The sequence below is a fragment of the Streptomyces sp. NPDC005266 genome, from assembly GCF_040607655.1.
Classification (GTDB): Bacteria; Actinomycetota; Actinomycetes; order Streptomycetales; family Streptomycetaceae; genus Streptomyces.
On record NZ_JBEXHC010000033.1, the window covers coordinates 19782 to 40907 of the forward strand.

The following is a 21126-nucleotide window of genomic DNA, read 5'->3' on the forward strand; positions in this document are numbered from 1 at the left end:
CACGGAGGGGCACATGTTCGACGTCACCCATGGGGAACTGCTGAACCGGGCCGCCCACCTCGACCTGCCCACCCAGCACCATATCGGCGGCCGCGCCGAGAGCGGCGACGGCGCCTCGTTCGCGGTGGTCTCACCCCGCGACGGCCAGGTCCTCACCCGGGTCGCCGACGCACAGCAGGCCGAGGTCGACGCCGCGGTGGCCGCCGCCCGCCAGGCCTTCGACTCCGGGCCCTGGCCACGCCTGGCGCCCGCCCAGCGGGGCCGGGCGCTGCTGCGGATCGCGCGACTGCTCGAAGAACAACGGGAGAGGCTCGCCCTGACGGTCAGCCTGGAGATGGGCAAGCCGATCACGGACGCGTACGACATCGAGCTGCGCGCCGCCATCACCACTTTCCGCTGGTACGGGCAACTGACCGACAAGCTCACCGACGAGTCGCCGCATACCGCCCCCGACGCGCTCGCCCTGGTCACCCGGGAGCCGACGGGCGTAGTCGGAGCGGTCGTGCCCTGGAACTTCCCGCTGACCCTGGCGAGTTGGAAGGTCGCCCCGGCGCTCGCCGCCGGTTGCACGGTCGTCCTCAAGCCGTCCGAATCCTCTCCGCTGTCCGCCCTGCTGCTGGGACGGCTGGCGACCGAGGCGGGGCTGCCGCCGGGCGTCCTGAACGTCGTCGCCGGCGACGGTCCGGTGGCCGGCCGGGCGATCGGCCTCCACCCGGACGTGGATGTGCTCGCCTTCACCGGCTCCACCGCCGTGGGCCGCCACTTCCTGCGCTACGCCGCCGACTCCAACCTCAAGCGGGTCTGGCTGGAGCTGGGCGGCAAGTCACCCAACATCATCCTTCCCGACGCCCCCGACCTGGAGAAGGCCGCCGCCACCGCGGCCTGGGGCATCTTCTTCAACCAGGGCGAGATGTGCACCGCACCCTCCCGGCTCCTGGTCCACTCCTCCATCGCCGAGCAGATCACCGAAGCCGTGGTGGAACGCGCCCGCGCCCTGCGCGTAGGCGACCCGCTCGACCCGGCCACGGACATGGGCCCTCTCGTCGGAGAAGCCCACCTGGGGCGCGTACTGGACCACATCGGCGAGGGCGCCGGCGAGGGCGCCCGGCTGCGCGTCGGGGGCGGTCGCGCGCTGCCCGGAAACGGCGGAAGCTACCTGGAACCCACCGTCTTCGACCGGGTGGACCCGTCGGCCCGACTGGCCCGCGAGGAGATCTTCGGCCCAGTCCTGTCCGTGCTCACCTTCGACGACCTCGACGAGGCGGTACGGCTCGCCAATGCCACCGAGTACGGCCTCGCCGCCGGCCTGTGGACCTCCGACCTCTCCACCGCACACCAGATCTCCCGCGCCCTGAAGGCCGGCACGGTCTGGGTCAACTGCTACGAGGAAGGCGACCTCACGGTTCCCTTCGGCGGCATGAAGCAGTCGGGCAACGGCCGCGACAAGTCGGCCCACGCCCTGGAGAAGTACACCGATCTGAAGACGGTCTGGATCCGGCTGTGAGACCCCTCATCGCCATCCCCGCCCGCTTCTGCGCCACCACCTCGGCGCTGCGGTACGCCGCCGAGGTCAACGCCCGCGCCCTGATCGAGGCGGTGTGGCGGGCCGGCGGTGAACCCGTGACCATCCACCCCCACGCCCCTGACGGCACCGCCGATCCCGGCGAGGTGTCCACCCGGCTCACCCGCTTCGACGGCGTCCTGCTTCCCGGCGGCGGCGACCTCGCTCCGCACCGCTACGGCGCCACCAACATCCACGAGGGCGTCTACGACGTCGACGAAGAGCAGGACGGCTTCGATCTCGAGGTCGCCCACCAGGCACTGGAATCGGGGCTCCCCCTGCTCGCCATCTGCCGCGGCCTGCAGGTCGTCAACGTCGCCCTCGGCGGCACCCTCCACCAGGACATGGGCGGCCCGCACCGCGAACACCGGCACCTCGTCCACCCCATCGCCCTCGCTCCGGACTCACTCGTCGCGTGCACCACGCGCATCGAGAAGCTGGAGGCGTCCTGCTACCACCACCAGCACGTCGACCGCCTGGGCGAGGGACTGCACATCACCGCGACCGCCGCAGACGGCACCGCCGAAGCCCTCGAAAGGCCCGGGGGCACGGGCTGGTTCGCGGCCGTTCAGTGGCATCCCGAAGACACCGCACACAAGGACCCGGCACAGCAGCGTCTGTTCGACACGCTCGTGTCAACGGCCAGCGCCCACCGGAGGAGTGCGACACGGCACATGGCGGAGCGCGCCAGGGCGCCGAGTGATGCGATCACACCCCAGGGCGAAGACGGATCCGGCGCGCATCGCGACGAGGGGCTCGCCGACGAAGGCGACGACGCCGCCACAGCCCACGGTCGCGGCCGCGTCACCCCGTACCAACGGCTCAGCCGCCCAGGGCGGGGCTCTGATGGATGATGTCCGCTCCAGCAACTCACCGAATGCGTCACGAGCCTCGCGCCCTCGACGACGACGTGGTCCTGGTCGCACTCGGGCGAGCCACCGTTGGCGGCGAACGTTACAGCGAAAGGTTTGTGAGGTCGGCCCTGTCGTAGTTGGTGACGCCCCACCGCCACGTACCGATCGGCTCATATCGGCGTCGCCGGTACCAGGCAACCAGGCGCCGTGGCCGGCTTCCGCGTCCGTTGCGCGCTGGCCAGATCACCCGATCGTGCGGCGGCGCATCCGGCGCGTGGCCCGTCAGCCTTCGGTGGAGCACACCTCGCCGACCATGTGGTCGAGGTGGGAGGCGCATGGTCTGTTCGCGGATGTGTCGAAGGGCCAGGAACGCTCATATGGAGCAATGGCTACGCCGTGCGGGTGACACATGTGCGGACGCGTCGTGTTGCGGTGGTGAGGAACTGTCGGTTGTCTCATGAGCGAAGCACCTCAGGTGCCGTGCGATCAGGCCGGACACTGCTCCCTTGGAGGAATCTCATGCGTTACCTACACGCTGGTGCAGGCATCGGCCTGGTTCTCGGTGCCTTCGCGCTGCAGGGCCCGGCCGCTGTCGCTGCCGATGACTCGGACATCCACATCCGCCCGGGACACGTCTCCCCGGGTTCCACGGTCACAGTGAGTACCACCGCCTGTGGCCCGGACGTCACCTACGGCAAGGGCGAGTCCGCAGCGGGAGGGCTATTCCACCTCTTCGAAGGCGACCGTGCCGGTGTGCTCACCGGCTCCTTCCGGATCCCGGAAGGAGCCGGACCCGACCGCGACACCGTCACTGTGAAGTGCCCACCGAGTATCAGGATCACAGATACGTACAAGGTCAGCCGCCGCTATCCCAGGGGCGGGGTCGATGCCGGCTTCGGGCCTGCCAGAGAAGAATTCGGCGCTGTTCTACTGGCGGGAGTCGCAGCCGGCAGCGCGCTCATGAGGCGCCGCACAAGTATCCGGCGATAGCGATGCCCCGGCGCGAGGGGCCCCGGTGGCACTCGGTCGGCTCATGGGAAAGCTGCTCACCCGGTGATCCGACACGCGCTGCACACCCGACACCGCGTCGTCGGGCTCGTCCTTGCCCGGATGGCCGCGCAGGACGCCGTCAGCAAGGTCTCCGGCGGCGAAGCGGCCGGACGCTCACCGGTCGACCGGGGCAAGCAGGACCTGAAACACTCAGGGATCAACGACGGCTACGGCATTTCGCTCTGCCGCGTCGTGACCGGGGCGCCCTTGCTACGACGGGGCAGCAGCGGCGCCGGTGTGCTGCTCGTCGGTTTCCGGCTCCTGGGGCGGGTCGCTGAGCTGCTCGCGCAGGTAGTTCCAGACCACCGCGATCAGCGCGGCAACCGGTACGGCGAGCAGACTGCCCACGATGCCGGCCAGGCTGCCGCCCAACGTCACCGCCAGCAGGACTACTGCCGCGTGCAGGCCGAGCCCGCGGCTTTGGATCATGGGCTGGAACACGTTGCCCTCGAGCTGCTGTACCACGACGATGATCGCCAGCACGATCAGCGCGTCCGTCAGGCCGTTGGACACCAACGCGATGAGCACCGCGACCAAACCAGCGAACAGGGCACCCACGATCGGCACGAACGCGGATACAAAGGTCAGCACCGCCAGCGGGAGAACCAGTGGTACCCCCAAAACCCACAAGCCGAGGCCGATGAAGACGGCGTCGAGCAGGCCGACCAACGCCTGGGAACGCACGAACGCGCCCAGGGTGTCCCAACCGCGCGCGGCCACGATCGGGATGTCGGTGGCGAGCCGACCAGGCAGTTGGCGAGCGAGCCACGGCAAGAACCGCGGGCCGTCTTTGAGGAAGAAGAACATCAGGAAGAGCGCCAGGACGGTAGTGACCATGCCGTCGACCACTGTGTTCACCCCCGTGACGACAGTGGTGACCATGCTGCCGGCACTATGTTGTATGCGGGTGACCGCAGCGTCGGAGGCTTCTGCGATCTGGTCATCGCCGATGTTCAGCGGCGGCCCGGCGGCCCACTCACGCACCTTGTGGATGCCTTCGTCCACGCCGTCGGTCAGTTCGCCGGACTGGGACGCCACCGGGACCGCGATCAGCGCCACGATGCCCGTAGCGACCAAGAGGAACAGCACGGTCACGGCCGAAGCGGCCAAGGCGGGAGGCCACCCGTGCCGACGCAGAAAACGGGTCAGGGGCCAGGTAAGCGTGGTAAGGAGCAGGCCGACTATGAGCGGCCAGACGACCGACCACATCCGGCCCAGAAGCCACAGGGCCACCGCAGCCATCCCGAGGACCAGCAGCAACTCGATGGAGATACGCGCCGATGCGCGGAGTGCGGCGCGGGTTCTCGTGGAACTGAACGTGGCAGGCATGGGATCACCCGTACCCCATTTGCGCTTCGCTATCGCTGCTGTCCAGGAGCCCCTTTGCCGGCCTGGTCGACTGGCTGCCCTTCAGAGGCCAAAGAGTTCACCCGATGAGGTGCCGCCCGGCTCACTGAGCCGGACGGCGGACGCGTGGGACGCGGCCGCGCCCCTGCCGCCGGGGGAGTGGGAGATTGAAGTTTCCCCTGGTAACTGGACACCTGGTGACTGGGACATGAGGTTCCAGAGGAAGTAGTCCCAGGTGGGTGGTCAGTACTCGAAGCGGCCTTCGGAGGAGTTCAAGCGGGACGCGATCGCGTTGGCCCGCTCCTCCGACAAGACGATCACACAGGTCGCGCGGGATCTGGGGGTGAGCCCGGAGAGTCTGCGCGGGTGGGTGAAGCGTGACCGGATGGACCGCGGCGGGGCACGTCGGGCGAGCTGACCAGCGCGGAGCGCGAGGAGCTGAAGCGGCTGCGCAAGCAGCCCATATGCGACACGTCAGTTGCACTCCCAAGAATGACCCCGTGGGTCACCAGATTGAAGCACCCAACCCCGACGATGCTGCATCCGTGGGTCGTATGCAGCTCAGGGCCTGGCTCCAGACTTACCCCAACGAAGACGCAGGCATCGATGAGAAGTGGATCCGCGCGCAACGAGGGTCCGCTGCCGGCCGCCACCGGCGCACGCAGGGGCGTGAACGCCCCCTGCGTGCGTCAGGGCTCTTCCCCACGTGGTCCCGGATGCGCCCAGCCACCCGGGGCCGCTTTTTGATGCGGCAAGCACCGAGCCGATCGCAATAAAGCGACTATCGGAGAATCTGACATGTGGAGTACGTGTTAAATGCCTCTACGGGTAGGGAATTTCGCATTCGGCGTTATGTACTCAGCCGGTCCGGTCCGCATCTGTTCCGGGCGCCTGCTCGCTGTCAGCCCATGCGGCAGAACAGACATTTCCGTGTGCGGGGCAACATCGCCCCGCCCGCCTCAGGGGTGTCATGTTCGCTTTCGCATCGATACCGCCGCTGCCTGTCCAGGCGCGTGGCTTCGGGTTCCATGCCTCGTTTGTAGCAGGGGCCGTCATTCCCGTGGCTGACACACCCCAGGGGATCGCTCTCACGCCCGGCGGGGCCCGCGCGTATGTGGCCAACCGGGGCTCGAACACGGTGAGTGTGATCGACACCGCCACCGACACCGTGACCGCCGCCATCCCCACGGGGGCGGGACCCGTCATTGTGGCGATCAGCCCGGACGGCGCCCGGGCGTATCTGACCGTCTTCGACGACGGTCTCGTCAGTGTGATCGACACCGCGACGAACGCCATCGTCGAGGACATCGCCGTGGGGGCGGGAGCGACGGTGGTGGCGCTCACTCCGGATGGCACCCGCGCCTATGTGACGCGGCAGACCACGAACACGGTGAGTGTGATCGACACCGCCACGAACACCGCCACCGGCACCGTCACCGTGGGGGACGGGCCGACCGGCGTAGCCATTACCCCGGACGGGACGCGCGCCTACGTCGCGTGTCTCGCCTCGAACCAGGTCAGCGTGATCGACACGGCCTCGAACACCGTCACCGCCACGATCGGCGTCGGCACCACCCCCATCCTGCTGGCGATCACTCCCGATGGGGCCCACGTCTACGTCACGAACGTCAACGACTCCACGGTGAGCGTGATCGACACCGCTACCAATACCGTCACTGCCACCATCGGCGTCAGTGCCCAGCCGCGTTTCCCGGCACTGAGCCCGGACGGCTCCCATGTGTACGTGCCGAACGCCGGTCCGGGCACAGTGAGCGTGATCGACCCCGCCACCAACGCCGTCGTCGAGAACATCGCCGTGGGAGCGGGAGACGGCCCGACCTGCATCGCGTTCTTCCCCGACGGGACACGCGCCTACGTGACCGACGCGGCTGCGGGCACCGTCAGTGTCGTGGCGACGACCGTGATTCCGGACCAGGGCTCCACGGGAGGCCGGACCACCGTGACGCTCACCGGTCACCACCTGGCCAACGCCACCGCCGTGCACTTCGCTGCCGCCCCGGCCATCATCACCGCCAATACCGATACATCGCTGACCGTCACCACCCCCGCCGGATCCGGTGCCGCCCCCGTGACGGTCACCACCCCGGGCGGCACCGGCACCCTCGGATACTTCTACTACAGCCCGTTCCCCGCCCTCACCGGCATCAGCCCCGCCGCGGGCCCCGTCTCGGGCAGCGACCAGGAGATCGTCATCACCGGCCGCAACCTCGCCGGAGCCATCGACGTGTACTTCGGCTCCACCCGGGCCGTCATCCAGACCGTCTCCGATACCCAGGTCACCGTCAGGGCCGCCGAGTCCCCGGCGCCGGGCGGCGTCACCGTCACCGTGACCACCCCCGGCGGAAGCACCGACGGCCTGGCCTACACCTACCTCAGCCCGTCGGCCGTCACCGGCGTCAGCCCCAGCACGGGACCGACCACCGGCGGCACTGAGGTGACCATCACCGGCGCCGGCCTGGCCCACACCGACCACGTCACCTTCAACGGCATTCAGGCGTCCTTCGCCGTCATCTCCGACACCACCCTGACCACCACGTCCCCGCCCAGCGGCACCGAAGGCACCGTCGACGTCACCGTCACCGGCCCCGGCGGCACCCCCGCCGGATCATTCACCTACGTCTCCGAACCCGACATCTAACCCCCAGGGCCTCGCTGTATCGGCCCCCGACGCCGTCGAACCGGGGTGCCGGTACTCGTGCCGGATTCATCGTTCATCCACGCCAAGACCCAAAGCTGGACCAGATCCAGCTGGCCTGCCACAGCCAGATCCTCGGGTCGCTGTCGGCGCGAGGAACAGGAGCCCCCACGGCGATCAGCTGGCCTCGACCTACTCATGCCCCTGCTCCTGGCGGCGAATCCTCTGAGCCGCCCGGTCGGAAGCGCGCAGGTTCGCGGATTCTTGTATGCGGTCGCGCTCCAACCCGCGCGTCGACTGCCGCTTGACGGGGGTCTGCGCGCGGGTTCGCCGCGCAGGCAGTCGGGCAGTCTGTGCCTTCATCTGAGCACCGCCGACCGGATGGTGACGGACGCGCTACCTGTGGGATCTGGCGGTATCCTTGGCCGATGCATTCGGGGAGTTCCAATACCCGACTCCACCATTAGGCCGCTCCAAGGCCGACATGCTCGAAGTCTTGGACCAGGAGAAGGGCCTGGCCCTGGCCGAGACGCTCACCGAGGCTGGCGAGCGCATCGCCGCCGGCGAGACGGCCAGCGGCCCGGCCGCCGACCACTACCGCGCCGCGGCCGCCGAGTTCTCCGACCGCTACGCCGGGACCTACCTCGGCAAACGCGAGCTGCGCGCGATGGTCGCCAACCCTCGCCTCCCGGCTTACGAGGACCCGAAAGCCTTCCTGACCTGCAACCACGACGCGTTCACCGCGCTGTGCACCCTGGCCCACGATCGGGCGCGCGACGGCGGCAGGAGCATCCCGGACCACTCCCGTTGCCATCCCACATGCGCGAACATCAGCCGCACCGACAACCAGATCGCGGTACGCCGAGGGCGCTTCGGCTCACGCCCAGTCCACGGGGCGAGGGTGGCTCGCCGGGGCGGCGGAGGCGGATGAGGTTGTCGATCGGGGTCACCGGAGAAAGCTACCGATGCCGAAACGAGGGAATCGGGCATATGAGCCAAGGGTGGCTGCCACCCGTTTGGCCCGTCAGGACCCTTTCACGCCGTCAGACTCCTGGGAGGGAAAGCTCCGGTGGGGCGTGGGTATGGGCGATACGGGGTGGGCGTGACCGAGCGCGGTAGGGCCGACCGTGCCGCTCGAGGCGAGACGGGGCTGCGTGTGACGGACCACGGCGTCCAGCGTCCACGCGCGGCAACGGAGGGCCGGCCGGGCGGGCGACAGTACGGCGACGAGCAACGGCAGGACGAGGGGCCGGCGCGTGCGGTGCCGCGGCACGTAGCCTGCGTAATGGACGGCAACGGCCGCTGGGCGCAGCGGCGTTCGCTCCCCCGCACGGCGGGCCATCGGGCCGCGGAGACCACCGTCATCGACATCGTCGAGGCGGCCCGGGCCGCCGGCGTCGAGTGGCTCAGCCTGTATGCCTTCTCCACCGAGAACTGGAACCGTCCCGGCACCGAGGTCGACTACCTGATGCGCCTGGTCCGCCGGGTCGTGCGCAAGCACGCGCCGCTGCTGCTCGCCCGCGGCGTCCGCTGCCGCTTCCTCGGGGCCGCAGACCCGCGCATCCCCCGGGAACTGGCTCAGACCTTCGACGATCTGGCGGCGCTGACCGCCGACAACCGGGGGATGACGCTGACCGTCGCCTTCGACCACGGCGGGCGCCGAGACATCGTCGAGGCCACCAGGTCGCTGATCCGCAGCGGGATGCCCGCCGACGAGGTGACCGAGCGGCTCTTCGCGGACCACCTGCCGTTCCCCGACACTCCCGACGTTGACCTCGTCATCCGCACCTCCGGCGAGCAGCGCATCTCCAACTTCATGCTCTGGCAGGTCGCCTACGCCGAGTGGGTCTTCCCCGAGGTGCTCTGGCCGGACTTCCGGGCCCCCGACTTCCTCGCCTGCCTGCACACCTACCGGCGCCGCGACCGCCGCTTCGGCGGCGTGCCGCCCCGGACGAACGGAGACCCATCATGACCACAGGAACCACGGGAACGGCCGACGAGACGCCCCTGTTCGCCCCGGGATCGCAGTTCAGCGCCTTCTTCGACGATCCGCGCTGGGCGCTGGCCATGATCCGCGCCACCGTGCTGGAGGCTGCTCACCCGCAGATCGGCGCCGCTCTCGTCGACAACTCCACCTTCGTCGCCCACCCCTGGCGCCGGCTGCGCAACACCTTCCTCAGTATGCGGCGCATGTTCGGCGCCGACCCGGTGGCACGCGAACGGGAGGCCGCGCGACTCAACCGGCTGCACGCCCGCATGAGCGGCTCCGACTCCCGCGGTCGCGCCTACGACGCGATGGACCGGGCAACCCGGGCCTGGGTGGTCGCCACCCTCTTCGAGAGCGCCGTCACCATGTGTCGGCTGAGCGGCCAGCCGCTCGACCAGGACACGATGGAGCGGATGTACGCCGAGTACCGCACATTCCTCGCCGCGCTCGACGGCGACGCTGGGGAACTTCCCGAGGACCTGAACGACTTCTGGCGGTACTTCGACCGGGTCGTCGAGAACGAGCTGGAGAACACCGAGGCGGCCCGTGTCATCCTCTACCGGCTCTTCGACCACCTGCCCGCCCCGGCGCTGCTCGAGGGCGCGCCGACGCTGTGGGCGGCCGGCCGGGCTGTCGCCGGTCCCCTGCTCGGCGCTATCACCGTCGCCTCGCTCCCCGAGCCGTACCGGCGCCGGGCCGGCCTGCCCGAGATGCCCGGCGCTCCCACCCTCTTGCAGGGCGCCTACCTCGCCGCCGGACTCGCCCGCTTCCTGCCCGAGGGCTGGATCAACGCCGAAAGCGTCATCGAAGTCCTCTCCCTTTCACCTGGCAGCGACGACCCCCGCGCCCGGACCGTGACCACCCTCCTCGCCCGCATGAAGCGTGCATCGGCCCTGCTCCGCCTCCTTACACCACTGAGCGGCGACGCCGACCCCACTCCGGACCCGGCAGCTTCGGCGGGCACAGGGGAAAGCCGACGCTCGGCGGAGGAGTTCTTCCGTCAGGTGCTGGACCAGACCGGCGATGGCCACCTCGACTGGCCAGACCTCGCCGCCATGGCACGCGAACTCTCCACACGCCTCGACCTGGACGAACCCGAGGAGACCCGGCTCTACGACGCCTTCGCCGCTTGGTGGCGTGAGCTCCAGGCCGCCCTCGACAGCGACGGCGACGGCCGCGTCAGCGCCGACGAGTACGCCACCGCCGTCCCCACCCTCGCCGGACCCGCGCTCATCCGTGTCGCGGAGGTCCTCTTCGACGCCACCGACAAGGACGGCAGCGGAACCATCGACGCCGACGAGTACCGAACCCTCTTCCGCACCGCCTTCCACCGCGACCTCACCGCCACCAACGGCAGCTATGGCCAGAGCGCATTCGTGGGCGACTTCATCTCCTTCATGTCAGGCCAGCGCACGAACACCCCGTACGACCCCCTCCTCGCTGACGCCTAACGAACTCGTGCATGTTGGCGGCCACGGCTGCACGCTTCTGTACCCACGTCCCTACTTGCGGCTCAGTGCCCGCGAAACTTCCCCGAGCGGCAGGCCTCCTGGACGCGCGCTTCTCATCCACGCACTCGTCGCTCTGGTAGCGTCGCCAGCAGGCGGCAACACATAAAAACTGTCCGCAGAAGCGGTGGGCTCCGCGGTGCCGTACGTTGCGGGCGCCGACCGCGGCCAGGGCGTCCCGGAGCCAGACGGCCGGGTTGCAGCCGGTCTTCGGCACCGGTGCTCCGAGCGCGATGCACTGTGCTTCGGCGTACTGGTGGCCCTGCTCCTGGCGGCGGATCTTCTGCGCCGCGCGCTCGATCGCGGGCGCCCCCGAGCCCTGGTACGTCTTCGACAGCCCCGCCGCCGTGCTCGCCCGCATCGAGTCAGTCGCGGCGGAGTTCGACCCCGTCGCGTTCCTGGACAAGGGATGGACGGTCAGCGAGGACGCCCGCGCGGTGTTCCTGCAGGTCAACGGGGACAACGCCAACCTCGGTATCACCGACTCCGAGGCGGAAGCAGCCGCCCGGGCCCGCTGACCTGCCGGTCGACTGATCTGCGGACCCAGCAGCAGCCGCAGGGGGCGCCGCCGGGCCCGCGACGGTCTCCGGGAGCGCCCTGGGATGCCTCCCGGCCGGCCACGTCACAGCTGCTGATCCACCGCAGAAACGGCGGTCACTCGTCGAGTGCCTCGGCCATGGTGTCGAGGTCGGCGAGGAGGGACGCGAGACGCCGTGAGGGGACAGTTTTGATCATGCGTTCTTCGATGGCGTAGACGGCGCTGCGGGCCGCCTGCAGGCGTTGCTCTCCGGCGGGGGTGAGGTGGACGGGCAGGGCGCGGCCCTGGTCGGTGGTGTCCGGCCGGGTGATGAGGCCGGCGTCTTTGAGGCCGCGCAGGACGACGTTGGCCGATTGCCGGGTGACGAAGGTGCCGCGGGCCAGGTCTGCGTTTGACAGGCCGGGCTGCTCGTCGAGGAGTTCGAGGCAGGAGTACTGCGGGACGGTGAGGTCGTGCTCGCGCAGGGCCTTGTCCATGGCGCTGCGCAGGGCGGCTGAGGCGCGTTTGAGGCGGTATCCCACGTGCTCGGTGACGTCCTTGGCTGGGTGGGGTGAGGGCACGGGCGCACGGTCTTCCATGTCAGCATTTTGACATGCGCGAGAACCGGTGCCTACAGTCGCAGATGTCAAAGTCCTGACATCGAACTCTTGGCATCCCAAGTCCTGGAGGAACCATGCCCGCCACCGTCGAAGGACCCGATTTCATCGCTCTGCAGGTGAAAGACGTGCCCGCCGCGGCCGCCTTCTTCGAGGAGCACCTCGGGCTGCGCCGGGCCCCCGCCTCGCCGCCCGGCGCGGTCGTCTTCACCACCAGCCCGGTCCCGTTCGCCGTCCGTGAGCCGCTCCCGGGCACCGACCTGGACGGCGCCGCGCGCCCCGGCCTGGGCGTGGCGCTGTGGCTGCGCACGACGGACGCCAGCGCGCTGCGCGAGCAGCTGGTGACGGCGGGCACCCCAGACGTCAGCCCCCTGCAGGACAGTCCGTTCGGGCCGACGTTCTCCTTCACCGGCCCCGAGGGCTACCGCCTCACCGTGCACGGAGGCTGACCGTGAGCGCCGTCGTCCTCACTCCCCGCGGCCCGTTCCCGCTCGCGGCGAGCCTGCGCTTCCTGGAAGGTTCACCCCCACCCGCTGCCAGGGAGGCCGCGACGGGGTGCTCCGGCTGGCGTTGCACTCGGACGGCGGCCGTTTCACCGTCACCGCCACCGGCTTCGTTCATGCTCAGTGACAGCGCTTGTTCGTCGGTTTGTGTCTTTTCCCGATGAAGTCAGTCGACGACATGTCCGATGAGCTGCGAGGACTGGATTGAGCGAGACACCCGACTCGCTCTGTTCGGCAGGCAGGGCGATCTTGGGGGCCCGCTCAATGGCGATGCCATACGAGCGTGTAGCGCCAGAACAGTCGACGGCGCAGCCGTGCGCCGGGCAGGGCGGCATGGGCCTCACTGACGATGCCGGAAAAACTCATGTCCGCTGGTTGGGTCAGGGCGGTCATCGAGGCCGGCCGGGGTGCCCTACGGCCCTTGTTCTTGAGCCAGCCCGTGGCGGCATTCAGCGGGCTGGCGGCGGCGCCGAGCAGATGGTCTCCGGCAGTCTGTGTCCGGGAAAGGCCGACGACCACCAGGGTTCCTCCGGGGGCCAGGTGCTGGCGGAAGACGGTGAGAGCTTCGGTGAAGGGCAGATGGTGGATGGCGGCGACGCAGGTGATGACGTTGTAGGGACCGGCAGGGATCCCGGTCAGCGCGTCTGCGACCGTGAAGGTGACTGGGGTTGCCGCAGGAGTCAGCCTCTGCGCCCGGGAGATGATCATCGGGTCGGGGTCGATTCCCTGGACGTCGTTGGCGCGTGTGGCCAAGAGCCGGACCAGGTCGCCGCTGCCGGAGCCGATGTCCAGGGCACTGTCGAAGCGTTTGGGAAGTTGCCGCAGGATCCACTGGTGGTAATGGGCGTTGTGGTCCCAGGGGTGGGCGGCATTGAACTGGTCGAGAGCTCGGATGACTCGGTGCGGCAGTGGCGTCATGCCATCAGTCCACCAAGTCCCCGGTTTCTGGGACACCTCGATCGAGGAGGTGTCAGCCGATTCGGTGTGGGCGGGGCCGGGTGCGGTCTTGGATCTAGCGCCTGGTAATGCCGTAGGAGATCGATCTCTCGCGCTCGTCCATGAGTCGCGCCCAGATGTCTTCGGGACGGTGCTCAGCCTCGATCATGGTGTCGATGAGGTGGCAGACAGGGGCGAGGGCGGTTGGCCGACGAGGCAACGAAACCCCTCGACGCCTGGTCCAGGAAGTGGACGCAGCCGCGGCCCCCGCGGACGCCCGCGCCCTACCGGAAGACCTCCGCGACCTCATCATCCGACTCGGCCCAGAACTCCCGCTCACGATTCCGGCGCGCCCACGGCGAGCCGCGTCGCCTCGGGCACACGGTCAGCGCGGCGACCGTACCCAGAGTGCTCCGCCCCGCCGGGACTTGGCCTGCACCTGCCTCCCGTCAGAGTCGGCACGAATCACGCAACTTCGATGAGTTGCGAGGGCACCTCCTCGAGCGGATCGAACGTCAGATGCTGCGTCACTCCGGTCGATCCTGGGGAGCATGGGAGCGCGCGCTGCGGGCAGGTACGCACCGGCGAAGACGAAGCGCGGCGCGCGCATGGGAAACACCGATCCCCCCGTCCGCCCGGCGCTGACCGGCACGTGCCGAAAACTACGCTGGCGCGGCCGGGGAAACGGTCCCTTCGAACTATCCTGACCCCTACTCAGTGGCGGGCGTTGCTCGCCACCGCGGATCGATCTGACGCCCCGCTGCGCGGCGACGGTCCGCCGGACGGCTACGGCCAGGCCGCCTGACCCCGTCTCACAGGAAGACTTCTTCATGCCCGCTAAACAGTTCGACTGCTGGTCCATCGCCGCCACTGACCTTGCGCAGGGTGCGGCCGGCGCGGTGCTGGCTCGTCGTTAAGGAAGCTGTCACCAGGTACACGCGATTGCGGCGCATGACCACGATCACCAGGTCCCGGCCGCCGCGTCCGCGTTGCGGCCGGCGTGCGAGCCACGGGCTGCGGAGCCGTGCACTTCGGGTTGGGTTTCCGGGCCGGAGCCTCAGCCGTTGGCCAGGGTGCGGCCGAGGAGGGGGAGCAGGCGGTCCCAGTGAAGCTGCAATGCGGCGGGGTTGAAGGCGTCGGTGTCGGACATGGTGAAGCCGTGGATGGTGCCGGGGTAGATCTCGGAGGTGTAGTCGACACCCGCGGCGTCCAGGGCCTGGTTGAGCTCGCCGAGGGCCTCGGGCGTCATGTCGGTTTCGGCGTGGCCGAGGTGGACCTGGGCGGTGAGCTTGGAGAGGAGGCGGCGCAGGCTGTCGGGCCCGTCGGCGCTCACGGGACCGTGGAATCCGGCGACGGCGGCCACCTGGCCGGGGTGGGCCGCGGCGGTGCGCATCGCCAGGAGGCCGCCTATGCAGTAGCCGGTCACCGCGACCGGTCCGGCACCGACCTCGGGCTGGGTGGTGAGGAACTTGAGGTAGGCGTCGGCGTCGCTCAGGACACGTTCGGGGGTGTGCGCCTCGATCAAGGGCATCAGCTGGGCGAAGACCGCGGGCCGGACCTCTTCTCCAATGTGCTCGGGAAGCTCGATCACTGGAGCCGGGCCGTGCCGGTAGAAGAGGTTGGGAACGAGCACGTAGTACCCGTGCCCGGCCAGTTCGCGGGCCATCTCCCGCAGCACGGGCCGGATGCCGAAGCCGTCCGTGTACATCAGCACCCCTGGGTGCCGCTCGCCGTGGTCGGGGAAGGCGGCGAACGCGTCGGCCTGGCCGTCCGTGGTGGGAATCTGCAACATCTTGGTGGGAATAGCGGATCGTCCTTCCTCGGAGTTCACCGAATTAACGTTTATTGCACTAACGTTTTCGGTGTGAGTGACCGTACATCGTTAGTCGAACTAACGCAACGAGTAGGATGGGTGCCATGACCAGAGCCGAAGCCGCGGACATGCCCGACGACGGCGCGCGCAAGACGCCCGACAGGCTGCGTCGACAGGCGAGCCGACAGCTGTCGCAGCTGACCGCGCGGTCGGACCGGCTGATCAACGAGGGGCTGGCCCGGGTCGACGCCCGCAAGTGGCACTACGCCGTGCTCGCCTCACTGCAGGAGTACGGGCCGGGCAGCCAAGCGACGCTGAGCCGGCGCACCGGCATCTACCGCAGCGACATGGTCGGCGTGCTCAACGAACTGGCCGAGCGCGACCTCGTTGAACGGGCGCCGGATCCCGACGACCGGCGCCGCAACATCATCACGATCTCCGCCCGAGGCCGCCGTCGCCTACCCCGCCTCGACAAGGTCCTGGACGACCTCCACGACGAACTGCTCGCGCCGCTGAGTCCGGCCGAACGCGACCAGCTCGTGCAGTTGCTCACCCGCTTGCTGGACCACCACACCCGGACCTCCTGACCCCGCGTAGCGGCATCCGGCATCAACGCCGCCCGGGGTGCGGTTTCATACGTGGTCACTTATGAAACACGGAGCCCTCCGTCACTCCACCCGCGGCGATCATGTTTCATGAGTCGTTGCGCACGGCTCGACACGTGAAACGCGCTCATGAACGAGAGCCCTGCGCTAGCTCTGTCATTCGGTCAAGGTTGTCGGTCTGATCGCGGCATACACCAGCATGTCCACGCGCTTGCCGCCAATCTCCTGATGGCTTCGAAGCAGCCCCTCGCGCTCAAATCCTGCGAGTTCAGCCGTGTGCACGGAAGCCACATTCCATGGCTCTATGTAGAGCTCGATTCGATATAGCTCCGGTATGGACCAGGCAAACCGCGTCAGCGCGATGAGCGCGTGACCCGCGACCTTGCGCCCCCGGTAGCGAGGCGCGACGGAGTACCCCGCTGTAGCCCGGCCTGCGGCGATGGGTGCGAGGTACAGACCGGCCGTCCCGAGCGCCTCGTCGGTGTCCTTGTCCGCCACGCAGAAGGAGTAGCCAGTCCCGGTTCGGAGATGGCTGATCTGCCGCTCGATGTATGCGAGGACCTCCTGGCGGCTGGCGTTGCCAGGTAGCGAGCCGGTCCTTGGCACGTATGCATCGGTCGACAGGTCCATGAGCATACCCACATCGCGCTCCTCGAAGGCTCGGAGGCGCACGTTGCTGAATGACGGAGCGGCGGTCGGCATCACAAGCTGGGCAGGACTCACACAAGCAATCTTCCCGCATCCGCCTGGCCGAGCGAAAACCCTCTTCCACGCTTCCCTCCGCTCTTTGTCGACCAGGAGCCTATGTTCGAGTTGCTCATGCAGGAACTCGTGGGCGGCATGGGTCTCGCTGACCAGTACCAGCCACCGGAGTGACACACAGCCTCTGCTCGCTCGGCGTCCACCAGGAACTGGTGGCCGGCGCCTGCTGACCGGAGCCGCACAACCAAGACCTCGAGCCGCGTTCCGCAAGGCCGTGTCGCCCTCGTCCCGGCGTCATGTGGTGGTTCGCCCCCATCACCGGCCGCTGGGCAGAGGAAGGCACCGCCAGCCCCCGCAACCCCCCTCGCAGCAAAGCCTGTTCAGTGCAGCCAACGCCCACACGAACCTGGAGGAACCTCCTGCATGAGTGACGTTCTCGACCTGGACTTCGCCTTGCCGCCGACGCCCGCACCGTCGGGCAACACCAACCGCTTCGGCGGCCGCTGGCGCCTCGTCTGATCCGGACTGTCGAACGTGTGGCGCTACGGCGACCTGGAACTGCCGGCCGTATTGGGCCGGCTGCTGCTGCGCGGACCCAACGGGACCGGTAAAACCACCGCCCCGGAAGCCTTGTGGCCGTACCTGCTCCTGCTCCCAGTACAGGGCCTGCTCCCACTACCGGGCCGCCACCGCCTGCGCCACGGTGAACGCCTGCTCCGGCTCGACCCCGGCCCGCACCGCACGCCGCGCCACCGAGGCCATCGCCGCCGCGCGGCCACCACCTCCGGCAGACGGAGCAGATCGAGGTGTTCCAGCGGCTGGTCGGCGTCCGCGTCCAGCAGCCAGCGCCCATGCCCGACACACACTCGCCGCCATCGCGGCACGTACCGCACCGCCTGCCCGGTGCGCCGCGCGGCGCACAACCGGCAGCCGAACGCCGCCGGCCCCGCCACCGCGCCCGCCGGCCCCGCCACCGCGCCCGCCACCGGGCCTGCGCCACGGCAGCCTCCCGGCCGGCGCTGATCTTGGGATCATCCACGGCGAAGGCCGGCAGAGCGCGCGCCAGCACCTCAGCTTCAACCCCGCACAGCTCGGCGAGCACACTTCGCCCGGCTTCGTTGAGCGCGACCTCCGCAGCGGCTCGCACGCCGCCGCCGGCGTTCCGGGGTGGGGAGTTGCGGCACATCCACAGCCGCAGCACGTCGGAGGACGCCAGACCGTAGCGGGCTGCGCCTCGGCTGATCAGTGACGCGGTCAGTTCCCCGGCCAGTGGCACGGTCCGTAAGCCCCTGCTGCCACGGCCCTCCCCGACGGCCTTTTGTGACTGAGCGCTTCAGTCGGCGGGATTCGCCGACTGAAGCGCTCAGTCACACTGGTGACCTGGACGGCTGGGACGGCCGCGGGCCAGCGTTAGACCGCGGCGAGGAAGCCGCGGATCGCGGCCGCGAAGCCAGCCGGGTCGTTGGCGTACACGAAGTGGTCCGTCTCCAGCTCGACGAGGCGGGTGCCGGGCCGCCGGGCGACCATCTGTTCAGCCTGCTCCGCCGACAACACACCGCCCTTGGCGCCGCGCACCAGCAGCGCCGGGCAGGCAGAGCCGGTCCAGTCGGCCCAGTGGTCGCCGTGCACCTCGGCCTCGGAGTCGTAGATGTCCTGGGGGTGGAAGTGCAGGCCCCAGGTGCCGTCCGGCCGCTCGCGGACGGCGGACTCGAAGTGCGGGGCGAACGGGCCGAGCTGCGCCACGAACGCCTCCCGGCTGGGAGCTGTGCCGTCCGGCAGGTTGAGGACGAATGCCAGCGGATTGCTGCCGTCCAGGCCGAGCTCGGCGCAACCCTCGGCGTTAATCAGCGCGGTCACGCGCTCGGGGTGACGGGCGGCGAACTGGTAGGCATTGATCGCGCCGAGCGAGTGGCCGAGGAGGACCGCTCGGTCCAGGCCCAGGTGGCCCATGAGGGCTTTCAGGTCGGCGAGGTAGCCCTCCCGGCTGTACTCGGCCGCCCGATCGGAGGCGCCGTGGCCGCGCTGATCGGGGGCTATGAGCCGCCAGTCCGGGGCGAGGCGGCCGGCGAGATCGGCGTACGACATGCCCTCGGACATGTGTCCGTGCAGGGCGATCAGCGGGCGACCCGGGCCGCCGAAGTCCACGTAGGAGAGGGCGCGGTCGTCGATGGTGAGCGCGGAGCGCTTGGCGATGTCGGCGTTCATGGGTTCACCGTAAACGACATCTATACGCTCGTACAATACGTTTGTATAAGACGGGCGTGTGAATCTTGGTGCCTCGGCGCTCGCCAACTGCCGCGCCAATGCGCCAACTGAGGCGCTCAGCGTGCGACACGAAGTCGCTCCAGGTAAATAAGGACAGCCACGTGAAGGAGGTATCGATCGGCTGAACTTCGGGCCAAGAAGACCCAGGTCGTCCACCTCGATGAGGGGTTCGACTTCCTCTGTTTCACCGTCCGCCGCACGGGCGGAAAGCTGATCATCAAACCGAGTACTGCGGCCTGTGCGAGGCTCCGGGCGCGACTGCGGACCGAGGTGAAGGCCCTGCATGGGTCCAATGCGAGGCCGTATTGCGCAGGCTGATCCCGATCGTTCGCGGTGAGCGGCCTACTACCGGGCGGTGGCGTCTACGACGACGGCAATGGTCCCCAGCTACCCGACGGGCGGGTCAGCGACCGGCGTCTTCGACGTGTGACGCCGACGATCCCCCGCGCACGCATCACCCGCTCCACCCGCTCGCGGTTGTCCGCCCGTCCCAGCCGCCGCAGTCCGGCGTGCACACGTGGGACACCGTAGGCACCCTTCGGCGCCAGGTGGATCACGGTGATCTCGTGGGCCAGGACCCCATCCGCGCGTTCGCGTGCCTGCCGGGCTTGCTCGGCCTCCAGCCAGGCGTAGAAGGAAGAGCGGGCCACGCCCAGGACGCGGCACAACAGGGTCACCGGGCAGACAACTTTCTCCGCAGCGATGAACCGGTAGACCTCACTCACCGGTCGCGGTCCTTGGCGAAGGAGACCGCCGCTTTTTTCAGGACCTCGATCGTCTTCTGCTGCCCGGCGTTCTGCCTGCGCAGCCGCTTGAGCTCCTCGCGCTCGGCACTGGTCAGCTCCCCGACGTGCCCCCGCCGCGGTCGATCCGGTCACGCTTGACCCAGCCGCGCAGACTCTCCGCACTCACCCCCAGATCCCGCGCGACCTACGTGATCGTCTTGTCGGAGGACCGGGCCAACACGATCGCGTCCCGCTTGAACTCCTCCGAATACCGCTTCGAGTACTGACTACCCACCTGTCAATACTTCCTATGGAACCTCATCTCCCAGTCTCAGGTGTCCAGTCACAAGGGGAAGCTTCAATCTGGGGCGGTTTCCTGCCCTCGGCCGGCCTTTGCCGATACTGCGCGGTTAGGAACAGTGGGGCTGTCTCATGGCGTGTGCAGTCCCAGCGGGCGGCCTCTGCATGCGCTTGGACCGGGGGCACCCCCACCCCGCCAAGCGCGTCCCCCAGCGGGCGCGCCTGGGAGGGCCCCAGGGAAGAGCAGCCCCAGGCGGTGCCCGCCGAAGCCGCGTACAAGGCCTCGCACGAAGGACGCAATTGTCACAGGGGCTTGAGCCGGGTGCGCAGGAGGCAGAACTCGTTGCCCTCGGGGTCGGCCAGGGCATGCCAGCTTTCGGTGCCGGTCTGGCCGATGTCCACGGGCCTTGCGCCGAGAGCGAGCAGTCGTTCCAGCTCAGCATCCTGGTCGCGGTCGGTGGCGTTGACATCGATGTGCAGCCGGAGCTTTCCCGTCCGGGGGTCACTGGTCGGGCTGAAGACGAGGGTGGGCTGCGGGCCGCCGAAACCGGCGTCGGGCGGGCCGATCTCGATGCTTCCGTCGCCCTCCCGATCGAGCTCGACGTAGCCGAGGACATCGCTCCAGAATGCGGCCAGCCGGTCGGGGTCCGCGGCGTCGATGACCAGTTCACTGATTCGGCATGCCATGGCCGTCACTTTACAAGATGACGTGACAGGCTTGGCCGCCGTGGACTGCTGGTGAAGGCCACCAGTCCTCCCAAAGCAGCGCCCCCGACACTGCGGGAGCGCCTGCCGCACGCGGAGCGGGGAGACCGCCGCGAAGTACCACACCCCGCGCTTCGTCCCCGTCCCCGCGCTCCGCGAGGAACACGGGTGTTACTGGTGGGCTCGCGTATTCAACTGTCGCGAGTCGTCGGTGGTGCTGGGCGTGGTAGTGACATTCCGTGATCTCCAGCGGGTTGACTCCCAGTCCTGCCGCTCCTGCGTCAGCTCGTGGTGCGGCCGTAGTTCCGCAGGATGTTCAGAGCCCTGTCGAAGGCCGAGTCCCTCTTCTTGTCGAACTCCTCCTTGGTGAAGACCGGCTCAGCCTGAATCCACCGGGCAACAGCCGGTTCATGGCTTGGACATGAAGACGCGGATGCCCTCTGAACTGGGATAATGGGACTTCCTAGGGTTCCAC

The 21126-nt window shown here is 68.9% G+C and carries 19 protein-coding genes and 2 pseudogenes; 11 read left to right on the top strand and 10 right to left on the bottom strand.

Annotation, left to right across the window (positions count from 1 at the left end):
• The first annotated feature begins 13 nt into the window (after positions 1-13).
• From ABZU99_RS33735 to ABZU99_RS33745, 3 genes and pseudogenes are all read left to right on the top strand, one after another.
• Positions 14-1504: an aldehyde dehydrogenase gene (locus ABZU99_RS33735; protein ID WP_355953804.1), complete on the top strand. Its 1491-nt coding sequence runs from the start codon at positions 14-16 to the stop codon at positions 1502-1504.
• Positions 1489-2196 (top strand): annotated as a pseudogene (locus tag ABZU99_RS33740) (type 1 glutamine amidotransferase); the annotation flags it as partial. The gene ABZU99_RS33735 and the pseudogene ABZU99_RS33740, both read left to right, overlap by 16 nt.
• Before the next feature lie 1362 nt (positions 2197-3558).
• A pseudogene (locus tag ABZU99_RS33745) lies at positions 3559-3669 on the top strand (IS5/IS1182 family transposase); the annotation flags it as partial.
• 6 nt (positions 3670-3675) lie between these two features.
• On the opposite strand, the gene ABZU99_RS33750 reads toward ABZU99_RS33745, so the two are convergent.
• The gene (locus ABZU99_RS33750) at positions 3676-4794 is read right to left on the bottom strand and encodes an AI-2E family transporter (protein ID WP_355953806.1); all 1119 of its coding nucleotides are present in this window, start codon (positions 4792-4794) and stop codon (positions 3676-3678) included.
• Positions 4795-5047: 253 nt separating this feature from the next.
• On the opposite strand from ABZU99_RS33750, the gene ABZU99_RS33755 reads away from it, so the two are divergent.
• The 6 genes from ABZU99_RS33755 to ABZU99_RS33780 all read left to right on the top strand — a co-directional run bounded on the left by ABZU99_RS33755 (position 5048) and on the right by ABZU99_RS33780 (position 11481).
• Positions 5048-5230 carry a transposase gene (locus ABZU99_RS33755; RefSeq protein ID WP_356050127.1) on the top strand — a complete coding sequence of 61 codons (183 nt, stop codon included), beginning with the start codon at positions 5048-5050 and terminating at the stop codon, positions 5228-5230.
• 642 nt (positions 5231-5872) lie between these two features.
• Entirely contained in the window at positions 5873-7471 is a 1599-nt protein-coding gene (locus tag ABZU99_RS33760; RefSeq protein ID WP_356050126.1) for an IPT/TIG domain-containing protein, read from the top strand.
• A 481-nt stretch (positions 7472-7952) separates the two neighbouring features.
• A complete protein-coding gene (locus ABZU99_RS33765; protein WP_355953815.1) occupies positions 7953-8399 on the top strand; it encodes a hypothetical protein in 447 nt (148 codons plus the stop codon).
• Between the two features lie 330 nt (positions 8400-8729).
• Positions 8730-9440, top strand: coding sequence for a polyprenyl diphosphate synthase (gene uppS / locus ABZU99_RS33770; RefSeq protein ID WP_355953818.1), 711 nt, complete (start codon positions 8730-8732; stop codon positions 9438-9440).
• Complete coding sequence (locus tag ABZU99_RS33775) at positions 9437-10906, top strand: oxygenase MpaB family protein (protein WP_356050124.1); 1470 nt, start codon at positions 9437-9439, stop codon at positions 10904-10906. The genes uppS and ABZU99_RS33775 overlap by 4 nt, the downstream gene beginning before the upstream one ends.
• A gap of 290 nt (positions 10907-11196) precedes the next feature.
• The gene (locus tag ABZU99_RS33780) at positions 11197-11481 is read left to right on the top strand and encodes a hypothetical protein (RefSeq protein WP_356050123.1); all 285 of its coding nucleotides are present in this window, start codon (positions 11197-11199) and stop codon (positions 11479-11481) included.
• A gap of 136 nt (positions 11482-11617) precedes the next feature.
• Here ABZU99_RS33780 and ABZU99_RS33785 read toward each other — a convergent pair whose 3' ends face one another.
• On the bottom strand, positions 11618-12079 hold the full coding sequence (locus ABZU99_RS33785) for a MarR family transcriptional regulator (protein ID WP_356050122.1): 462 nt from the start codon (positions 12077-12079) through the stop codon (positions 11618-11620).
• A gap of 95 nt (positions 12080-12174) precedes the next feature.
• On the opposite strand from ABZU99_RS33785, the gene ABZU99_RS33790 reads away from it, so the two are divergent.
• Complete coding sequence (locus tag ABZU99_RS33790) at positions 12175-12546, top strand: VOC family protein (protein ID WP_355953829.1); 372 nt, start codon at positions 12175-12177, stop codon at positions 12544-12546.
• A 315-nt stretch (positions 12547-12861) separates the two neighbouring features.
• On the opposite strand, the gene ABZU99_RS33795 is transcribed toward ABZU99_RS33790, so the two are convergent.
• The 3 genes from ABZU99_RS33795 to ABZU99_RS33805 all read right to left on the bottom strand — a co-directional run bounded on the left by ABZU99_RS33795 (position 12862) and on the right by ABZU99_RS33805 (position 15340).
• Positions 12862-13518, bottom strand: coding sequence for a class I SAM-dependent methyltransferase (locus ABZU99_RS33795; RefSeq protein WP_356050121.1), 657 nt, complete (start codon positions 13516-13518; stop codon positions 12862-12864).
• An 830-nt stretch (positions 13519-14348) separates the two neighbouring features.
• Complete coding sequence (locus ABZU99_RS33800) at positions 14349-14501, bottom strand: hypothetical protein (protein ID WP_356050120.1); 153 nt, start codon at positions 14499-14501, stop codon at positions 14349-14351.
• Positions 14502-14593: 92 nt separating this feature from the next.
• Positions 14594-15340 (bottom strand): dienelactone hydrolase family protein, encoded by a 747-nt coding sequence (locus tag ABZU99_RS33805; RefSeq protein WP_355953871.1) that lies wholly within the window; start codon positions 15338-15340, stop codon positions 14594-14596.
• A gap of 113 nt (positions 15341-15453) precedes the next feature.
• On the opposite strand from ABZU99_RS33805, the gene ABZU99_RS33810 reads away from it, so the two are divergent.
• The gene (locus tag ABZU99_RS33810) at positions 15454-15936 is read left to right on the top strand and encodes a MarR family transcriptional regulator (protein WP_355953838.1); all 483 of its coding nucleotides are present in this window, start codon (positions 15454-15456) and stop codon (positions 15934-15936) included.
• A gap of 174 nt (positions 15937-16110) precedes the next feature.
• Here ABZU99_RS33810 and ABZU99_RS33815 read toward each other — a convergent pair whose 3' ends face one another.
• The 5 genes from ABZU99_RS33815 to ABZU99_RS33835 all read right to left on the bottom strand — a co-directional run.
• Positions 16111-16677 carry a GNAT family protein gene (locus tag ABZU99_RS33815; protein ID WP_356050119.1) on the bottom strand — a complete coding sequence of 189 codons (567 nt, stop codon included), beginning with the start codon at positions 16675-16677 and terminating at the stop codon, positions 16111-16113.
• A 1389-nt stretch (positions 16678-18066) separates the two neighbouring features.
• Positions 18067-18861, bottom strand: coding sequence for an alpha/beta hydrolase (locus ABZU99_RS33820; RefSeq protein ID WP_355953841.1), 795 nt, complete (start codon positions 18859-18861; stop codon positions 18067-18069).
• 422 nt (positions 18862-19283) lie between these two features.
• Positions 19284-19646 (bottom strand): IS3 family transposase, encoded by a 363-nt coding sequence (locus tag ABZU99_RS33825; protein ID WP_356050117.1) that lies wholly within the window; start codon positions 19644-19646, stop codon positions 19284-19286.
• A 603-nt stretch (positions 19647-20249) separates the two neighbouring features.
• Complete coding sequence (locus tag ABZU99_RS33830) at positions 20250-20633, bottom strand: VOC family protein (protein WP_355953847.1); 384 nt, start codon at positions 20631-20633, stop codon at positions 20250-20252.
• Positions 20634-20932: 299 nt separating this feature from the next.
• Positions 20933-21126 (bottom strand): hypothetical protein (locus tag ABZU99_RS33835; RefSeq protein ID WP_356050115.1); only part of this gene is annotated, 194 nt, incomplete at its 5' end.